Here is an 8,040-nt window from a genome sequence, read left to right as displayed (position 1 = left end):
GGGGTGTGGGTGTGGGCGGGGGTGCGGGTCATACCGGCGACGGTAGTCCGGGATCGGGTCCCAGGTGTGGCCCAACAGGGACCTTCTTCAGTGGCCCACCTGGGCGTCGGCGCCCTGCCGCGGGTCCCGTCCGCTCGCCGCCAGCGCCCGTTCGAAGGTGGGTGCGTCGTCCGGGACCGGCACCGGGTCGGCGAAGCCGTCGTACTGGCGGTAGAGGTCTCCGTGGCGTTCGACGACGCCGAGGACCAGGCGGGCGGCGCCCTCCGAGAGGCGGAACTCCCCGCCGGTGGCGACGGCGACGTCCCAGCCGTGTACGGCCGTCTCCTTGACGATCATCGCGGCCAGTTCGCCGGCGGNNGGCCCAGCCGGGGTCGGCGGCGAAGTCGCGGGCGACCAGGTCCTCGGGGAGCTGTTTGCGCAGGGCGCGGTGTTCCAGGCCGTGGGAGGTGTAGAGGACCCAGTGGTTGACCAGGGCGCGCACGTCCCAGCCGGGACAGTGGGTCGGTTCGTTCAGGCGGGCCTGCAGGACGGCGCGCGCGACGCGGGCGGCCTCGGTGGCGCATTCGGACATGTACCGGTACGTCTCGTCGTTCTTCATGCCCCTCACGCTAGGGACGCGGGTGCCGCGGCGGCTTGAACAAACGCGACAGGGTTCAGGCCCGGGTCATCTCGACCAGTTTCATCACGGTGTTCCAGTTGCGGGTGGTCGCGATCAGCCCCTTGTTCGTGCGGGGCCGGGAGAGCTGTTCGGCGAGTTTGGAACGGCCGAGGCCGTCGGGGGCGTACAGGTACAGGGCACGGTCGCCGAGGCGGAACTCCTCGGGCAGGAACGCGGCCTGGTCTATGCCCGCGAAGCGGTCGGCTTCGACGGGGGCGGAGAAGTACGTGACGTGCAGCTGCTTGGCCTCCAGGTCGGCGGCCGGGAAGGGGCAGGCGGCGGCGACCGCTTCCAGATACGCGTGGTCGCGCACGATCACGTCGACGGCGAAGCCGAACTGCTTCTCGATCGCCCCCGTCAGCTCCCGCGCGAGGCTGTCCTCGTCGCCGTGGCCGGCGGAGAAGACGGCCTGGCCGCTCTGGAGGTAGGTGCGGACGCTGTCATGTCCGAGGCCCTCCAGCAGGGTCCGGAGAGCCGCCATCGGGACCTTCCGGTTGCCGCCCACGTTGATGCCGCGCAACAGTGCCGCGTACGTCGTTGTCATCAGGCCAGAGTATGCGGCTGCGGCCGTCGTACCCCGTGGACGCGGGCACGACGGCCACCGGACCCCGGGCCCGCGGCCGGCACGGAACGCGACCCTGATCATCATCCCCGAGGCCCGCCGATAGGTGTAGGGGGCCACTGTCCTCCCCAGTGCTGAGACGTCGGGGTCCGAGGGGAGGACTTCGCCGGCCCGGACCTCGTCGAACAGCACGACGAGATGGCTTTATGCGGCCCATACCTTCGAAGGGAGAGGTGGCGGCAGGGGGCCGCCACCGCATCTCGAGGGGAAAGCCCGTCATGGGGAACGGAGATTCACGGGTGCGGGGCATCGCCGCGCGGGCCGGCGGCTGGAGTGCCCGGCATCGCTGGACGGCCGTCGGTATCTGGGTGCTGTTCGTCGTCCTGGCCGTGGGACTGGGGTCGGCGGCCGGCCAGGTCAAGGTCAAGGACAGCGACCAGCTCAAGGGCGAGACGCACACCGCAGCCAAGATCATCGAGGATGCCGGGATCGAGGAGCCCGCCAGTGAGACGGTCCTCGTCCAGGCCAAGGACGGGAAGCTGAAGTCCACGGACGCGGAGTTCCGTGCGGCCGTCGAGGCGGTCGTCACGGCCGTCGAGGGCACCGGCAAGGTCACCGAGGTCACCTCGCCGTACGACACGCAGACGATCTCCAAGGACGGTCACAGCGCGCTGGTGCAGTTCGACGTCCGCGGCGAGTCCGACACCGCGGGTGAGCGGATCGAGCCGGTCCTGAAGGCCGTCGAGGGGGTGCAGAATGAGCACGAGGCACTGCGGATCGAGGAGATCGGCGGCGCCAGCATGATGAAGACGTTCGACGACGCGTTCGGCGACGACTTCAAGAAGGCCGAGTACTCGGCGGTGCCGGTGGCCCTCGGCATTCTGCTCATCGCGTTCGGCGCCCTGGTCGCCGCCCTGCTCCCGGTGCTGCTCGCGGTCACCGCGATCATGGCGACGACGGGCCTGATGGGCATCGTCAGCCATGTCATGCCGATGAGCGACACCGCCAGCTCCGTGATGCTGCTGGTCGGTCTGGCCGTCGGTGTCGACTACTGCCTGTTCTACCTGCGCCGTGAGCGCGAGGAGCGCGAGGCCGGCCGGGACGGGGAGACCGCGCTGCGGATCGCCGCCGCGACGAGCGGCCGCGCGATCATCGTCTCCGGTGTCACCGTGTGCGTGGCGATGGCGGGCATGCTGTTCACCGGGCTCGCCGAGTTCGAGGCGATGGGTCTGGCCTCCCTGATGGTGGTGGCCGTGGCGATGGTCGGCTCCGTGACCGTGCTGCCCGCACTCCTGTCGCTGCTGGGCGAGCGGGTCGAGAAGGGCCGTATCCCCTTCCTGCGCCGGCGTGCCCGCAAGGGCGGCAACGGCGGTGGCGAGAGCCGGTTCTGGTCGGCCGTCCTGAAGGGCGTCCTCGCCAGGCCCCTGGTCTCCGTGCTCGTCGCGGCCGGCGCGCTGCTGGCCATCGCGGCGCCCGCGCTCGGCATGAAGACCCAGAACCTCACCCTGGACCAGGAGTTCGGCGACTCGCTGCCGATCGTGCAGACCTACAACCGCGTCAACGAGGCCTTCCCCGGCGGCTCCGACCCGGCCGAGGTGGTCGTCCACGCCAAGGACATCAACGCACCCGAGGTGAAGTCCGCGCTCGCCGACTTCCGTGAGCGGGCGATCAGTTCGGGCGCCTCTCGGGGCCCCGTCGAGATCAAGCTGCACGACGCGCAGAACATCGCCTTCGTGTATGTCCCGCTGGTCGGCGGTTCCGATCTGGACAAGGCGGGCGCGAGCCTGGACAAGCTGCGCGACGACGTACGGCCCGCGACGCTCGGCCGGGTAGACGGCGTTCAGGCGCCGATCACCGGGCAGGTCGCCGGTTCGAAGGACTTCAACGACCAGCTGGCCGGAGCGGTCGTCCCGGTCTTCGCCTTCGTGGTGGTGTTCGCCTTCGCGCTGATGCTGCTGTCGTTCCGTTCGCTGACGATCGCCATCACCTCGATCGTGCTCAACCTGCTCTCCGTGGGCGCCGCCTACGGCATCCTCGTGGGCGTCTTCCAGCACGGCTGGGGCGCGTCTCTGGTCGGCGCGGAGGGCGTCGGCGCCATCGTCACCTGGCTGCCGCTGTTCCTCTTCGTGATCCTGTTCGGGCTGTCGATGGACTACCACGTGTTCGTGGTCTCCCGGATCCGCGAGGCACGGCTGCGCGGCCTGACCACGAGGGACGCCATCACGCACGGTGTCGTCACCACGGCCGGGGTCGTGACCAGCGCCGCCGTCATCATGGTCGCCGTGTTCGCGATCTTCGGCACGCTGTCCATGCAGTCCATGAAGCAGATGGGCGTCGGCCTGGCCGCCGCGGTCCTGATCGACGCGACGGTCATCCGGGGCGTGCTGCTCCCGGCGGTCATGGCGCTGCTCGGCGAGCGCAACTGGTACCTGCCGAAGTGGCTGCACCGGCTGCCCGACCTGACGCACGACGAGTCGTCCGAGGCGATCGAGCCGACGGCGCGGGACGACGAGGGCGAGCCGGTACGGGTCTGACCCGCCGAAGCGGACAGGCGGCCCCGGACCGCACAGCTCCGTATCGCTGAATCGCTGAATCGCCGCCTCGCCGACACACCGCATCTCCGAATTTCCCCAGACCGAGGGCCCGTTGACCACCGGGGAGTCAACGGGCCCTCACTCATGCCTGCCGGAAGCCGGAAGCGGAGACGGTCACCGGGACCGCAGTCCGGCCTCGATCACGTCGGCCGCCCGGCGGGTGCCGCCCTCCGCGGACATGTCTGCCTGGATCTCCTTCAGCCGCCGGGCGACCTCGGGGTCGTCGACGAGGGCCAGGGCCGCGGCCCGCAGCGTGTCAGCGGTGGCCTCCTCGGCGGGGACATGACGGGCCACCCCGAGTGCCTGGAGCACGTCCGCGTTGCCGAACTGGTCCACGGCCTGCGGTACGGCGATCATGGGCGTCGCCGTGGCCATCCCCTCCTGGCTGCCGCCGGCGCCGGCGTGGGTGACGAACAGGTCGGCCTGCCGCAGCACCGCCAACTGCGGCACCCAGGAGCGCACTTCGACGTTCGCGGGTAGGTCGCCCAGCTCGGCGGGGTCGACGTGCTTGCCGATCTGGAGCACGAGGTGCCAGCCGGGCAGGCCGGAGAAGGCCTGGACGCAGGCACGGTAGAAGTCCGGCTGTTTGGTGAAGGCGGAGCCCAGGGAGACCAGGACGACCTTCTCGGCCCCGGCCGGCCTGGTCCAGTCGCCCTCCGCGGTGCGGTCGCCCTGGCAGGCGCCGACGAACGTGTACACGCTCTCGTCGACCCGGTCGGCGTTCGGCTGGAGCGCCTTCGGGATGAGTACCAGGGAACGGGCCGGCCGGCCGGCGAAATCGTCGGGGTGCAGGGTGATGCCGTTCTCGGCGAGCCAGGCCTGGAAGCGGTCGTAGTAGGCCTGGCCGCGGGCGGTCTTCTTCGGCTCGGCCCACATCGGTTCGGCGACCTCCTGCTCGTACCCCTCCCAGGCGACGAGGGCGGGTGAGAGGGAGATCGCGGGCACGCCCCAGCGGTGGGCGAGGACGCGGGCCGGGTAGGAGGCGATGTCGTGCAGGACGAGGTCGGGCTCGTCGCCGGCGTAGGCCTCGATCAGCTGGGGCAGCGCCTGCACGGCGTCGTCGAGGAAGGGCTCCACGTTGTCGAGGAGGGTGGCGCCCCAGGCCGACGGGTCGGCGTCGGGCGGGGGCAGGGTGGAGTTCCAGGGCTTCACCTCGGCGCCGGTGGCGGCGACCTTGTCGGCGAGGGCGGGCGGGATGGCGTAGGTGACCCGGTGCCCGCGGGCGACGAGTTCGCGGATCACCTCGAGGCTGGGGTTCACGTGGCCGTGGGCGGCGATGGAGAACATGGCGATGTGCGCGGGTGAGGTCATGTGATCGACCATAAACGAGACGAGACGTCTCGTGCAATGCAGATATCGGTTCCTCTCCCCGGTGGCACAGTGGCGCGGCACCCGGTACGCCGTCAGGGACCGGACCGCGCACCTCGTCCGACCTGTGCGAATGCGAGACTGGGCGGCGGACGGCCGGATCCCGAGGCCGTCCCGGCGGGAGCAGACGGTCATGGCTGGGAGGCGGACGATGGACGAGGCGCGCGCGAGGGACGTACTGGCCGCGGCGGGGCTGGCGGCCGGGGCCGGGGAGGCGCGGCTGCTCGCCCTCGGCGAGAACGCGGTGTTCGCCGCCGGTGACCTGGTGGTGAAGGTGGGCCGGGACGCCGAACTGCTGGAGCGGGCCCGGCGCGAGCTGGATGTCGCGGAGTGGCTGGCCGGCGCCGGTGTCCCCGCGGTGCGGGCGGCCGAGGCGAAGCCCCTGCTGGTGGAGGGTCATCCGGTGACGGTGTGGCACCGGCTGCCCGACGCGGTACGGCCCGCCGAGCCACGGGATCTGGCCGGACTCCTGCGCCTCGTGCACGCGCTGCCCGCACCCTCCTTCCCGCTGCCGTCGCGGGATCTGCTGGCCGGGGTGGAGCGCTGGCTGCGGCTGGCGGGCGACGCGATCGACCCGGCGGACGCGGCGTATCTGCGTGAGCGGCGTGACGGCTTCGTGTCGGCCGCCGCCGCGCTCACCCCGCGGTTGGCGCCCGGCCCGATCCACGGCGACGCGCTGCCCCGCAATGTGCACATCGGCCCGGACGGGCCGGTCCTGGTCGACCTGGAGACCTTCTCCACCGACCTGCGCGAGCACGACCTGGTCGTGCTCGCGCTGTCCCGCGACCGCTACGGCCTGCCCGCCGAGGCCTACGACTCCTTCACCGACGCCTACGGCTGGGACGTGCGGGAGTGGGAGGGCTGCGCGGTGCTGCGGGGCGCGCGGGAGACGGCGAGCTGCGCCTGGGTGGCCCAGCACGCGCCGACGGCTCCCAAGGCGCTGGCGGAGTTCGTCCGTCGGGTGGCATCACTGCGCGACGGCGACGAATCGGTGCGCTGGTACCCCTTCTGAACCGCGCCCGGGATCCTTCCCGGCCCGCCGGTCAGACGGTGTGGCTGTCCGCCGGCTCGCGCACCGGCCAGACGCCGTCGACGACCGCGTCCGCGTCGCCCTTGCGGCGCAGGAAGTCCTGGAAGTCCGCCGCCCAGGCCGCGTACCACTCGATCTGGCTGCGGTGCAGTTCCGCCGGGCCGAGGGTGGCGACCTTGGGGTGGCGCTCGGCTATCGCGCGTGCCAGGCGGGCGGCGGCCAGCGCGTCGGCGGAGGCGTCGTGCGCCGCGTCCAGGGAGACGCCGTACTCGGCGCAGACCGCTTCGAGGTTGCGCTTGCCGCGGCGGTAGCGGTCGGCCCAGCGGTCGATGGTGTACGGGTCGACGACCGGGGCGGGGTCGAGGCCGCCCAGCCGGTCGCGCAGGGAGGGCAGGCCGTGTCTGCGCAGTTCGGCGGAGAGCAGGGTCAGATCGAAGGCCGCGTTGTAGGCGACGACCGGGACGCCGGTGCGCCAGTAGCCGGTGAGGACGCCCGCGATGGCGTCCGCGACCTCGTCGGCGGGGCGGCCCTCGGCGGCCGCCCGTTCATTACTGATGCCGTGGACCGCGACCGCGTCCGCCGGGATCTCCACGCCCGGGTCGGCCAGCCATTCGCGGCTGCCGAGCACCTGCCCGTCCCTGACCTCGATCACGGCGCCCGTGACGATGCGCGCCTCGCGCGGGTCCGTCCCGGTGGTCTCCAGGTCGAAGCCGATGAGCAGCTCACGATGCCAGGCCATACCGGCCCCCCTTCTCGGTGGTGCTTTCCCCCAGTGGTCTCCACCTTCGCATGCGCCACTGACAATCAGAGGACCGCGTTCCGCTTCCCGCGGGACGGTTCCGGACAACTGCCGCACATCGCCAGCGAACGGTCAGGACACCGGCCGCGAGTCCGCCCAGGCCAGCTCGAACTCCTCGCGGTAGGCGCCGAAAAGTCCGCCTTCGCCGACATCGCCCGACTTGACCACCCGGTTGCCGTTGCGCAACACCAGCACCGGTGCCTCCATGCCGCGCATGCGCCGCAGATAGGACTGCACGACCGCGATGCCGTCGGTGCCGTCGCCGTCGACCAGGTAGGCGGTGAAGCGGGGCGTCTCGTCGTACACCTGGATCTGGAAGGCGCCGGGGTCGCGCAGCCGGGAGCGGACCCGGCGCATGTGCAGGATGTTCATCTCCACCGCGCGGCTCAACTCACCCCGCTTCATGCCGAGTTCGCGCTCGCGGCGCTTCACGGCGCTGGAGGCCGGGTTGAGGAACAGCAGCCGCACCCGGGCGCCCGCCTCGGCGAGCCGGACCAGGCGGCGGCCGGAGAAGTTCTGCACGAGGAGGTTGAGGCCGATGCCGATCGCGTCGAGGCGGCGGGCCCCGTCGAAGATGTCCTCGGCGGGGAACTGGCGCAGCAGCCGCACGCGGTCGGTGTGGACGGCGACGACGTCCGCGTACCGGTCGCCGATGAGGTCCTCGACGGCGTCGACGGGCAGCCTGCGTGCGGAGGGCACGTCACCGCCGGTGCCGAGCATCTCCAGCAGGCGGGCGGAGGCGCGTTCGGCCTGGTTCAGGACGGCCTCGGACAGCGCCCGGTTGCGGGAGACGACATTGCGGGTCACCTCCAGCTCGTCCAGGGCGAGTTCGACGTCCCGGCGGTCGTCCAGGTACGGCTCGAAGCACGGCCAGTGCTGCACCATCAGTTCGCGCAGCTGCGGCAGGGTGAGGAAGGAGATCACGTTGTCGTCGGCCGGGTCGAGCAAGTAGCCCTTGCGGCGGCTGACTTCGCGTACGGCGACGGCGCGCTGCACCCACTCCTGGCCGGCGGGGCCGGCCGCGGCGAC

The 8,040-nt window shown here is 71.7% G+C and carries 5 protein-coding genes and 2 pseudogenes; 2 read left to right on the top strand and 5 right to left on the bottom strand.

Annotated elements, in window-relative coordinates; all coding sequences use genetic code 11:
* Positions 1 to 87: 87 nt before the first annotated feature.
* Together BZL64_RS31780 and BZL64_RS31775 are read right to left on the bottom strand one after the other, a co-directional pair.
* Positions 88 to 598 (bottom strand): annotated as a pseudogene (locus BZL64_RS31780) (maleylpyruvate isomerase N-terminal domain-containing protein).
* A 55-nt stretch (positions 599 to 653) separates the two neighbouring features.
* Positions 654 to 1,202 carry a DUF1697 domain-containing protein gene (locus BZL64_RS31775; protein ID WP_086772591.1) on the bottom strand — a complete coding sequence of 183 codons (549 nt, stop codon included), beginning with the start codon at positions 1,200 to 1,202 and terminating at the stop codon, positions 654 to 656.
* Positions 1,203 to 1,498: 296 nt separating this feature from the next.
* Between BZL64_RS31775 and BZL64_RS31770 the strand changes: the two genes are divergently transcribed.
* The gene (locus BZL64_RS31770) at positions 1,499 to 3,754 is read left to right on the top strand and encodes an MMPL family transporter (protein WP_086772590.1); all 2,256 of its coding nucleotides are present in this window, start codon (positions 1,499 to 1,501) and stop codon (positions 3,752 to 3,754) included.
* Between the two features lie 174 nt (positions 3,755 to 3,928).
* On the opposite strand, the pseudogene mgt reads toward BZL64_RS31770, so the two are convergent.
* Positions 3,929 to 5,171: pseudogene (gene mgt / locus BZL64_RS31765) on the bottom strand (macrolide-inactivating glycosyltransferase).
* Positions 5,172 to 5,333: 162 nt separating this feature from the next.
* On the opposite strand from mgt, the gene BZL64_RS31760 reads away from it, so the two are divergent.
* Positions 5,334 to 6,194 (top strand): phosphotransferase enzyme family protein, encoded by an 861-nt coding sequence (locus BZL64_RS31760; RefSeq protein WP_086772589.1) that lies wholly within the window; start codon positions 5,334 to 5,336, stop codon positions 6,192 to 6,194.
* A gap of 31 nt (positions 6,195 to 6,225) precedes the next feature.
* Here the strand turns inward: BZL64_RS31760 and BZL64_RS31755 are convergent, their stop codons facing one another.
* Complete coding sequence (locus tag BZL64_RS31755) at positions 6,226 to 6,951, bottom strand: 3'-5' exonuclease (RefSeq protein ID WP_086772588.1); 726 nt, start codon at positions 6,949 to 6,951, stop codon at positions 6,226 to 6,228.
* Positions 6,952 to 7,083: 132 nt separating this feature from the next.
* On the bottom strand, positions 7,084 to 8,040 hold a 957-nt coding region (locus BZL64_RS31750; RefSeq protein ID WP_244205607.1), incomplete at its 5' end, for a DUF5919 domain-containing protein.

The organism is Streptomyces bobili, assembly GCF_002154575.1.
GTDB classification, from domain to species: Bacteria; Actinomycetota; Actinomycetes; order Streptomycetales; family Streptomycetaceae; genus Streptomyces; species Streptomyces bobili.
The sequence above is the reverse complement of the archived record's forward strand: the minus strand, read 5'-3'. Positions and strand labels throughout refer to the sequence as shown.

Coding starts and splice junctions, on each gene's coding strand:
- BZL64_RS31775 (WP_086772591.1), bottom strand. CDS start 1,202: ATGACAACGACGTACGCGGCACTGTTGCGCGGCATCAACGTGGGCGGC.
- BZL64_RS31755 (WP_086772588.1), bottom strand. CDS start 6,951: ATGGCCTGGCATCGTGAGCTGCTCATCGGCTTCGACCTGGAGACCACC.
- BZL64_RS31770 (WP_086772590.1), top strand. CDS start 1,499: ATGGGGAACGGAGATTCACGGGTGCGGGGCATCGCCGCGCGGGCCGGC.
- BZL64_RS31760 (WP_086772589.1), top strand. CDS start 5,334: ATGGACGAGGCGCGCGCGAGGGACGTACTGGCCGCGGCGGGGCTGGCG.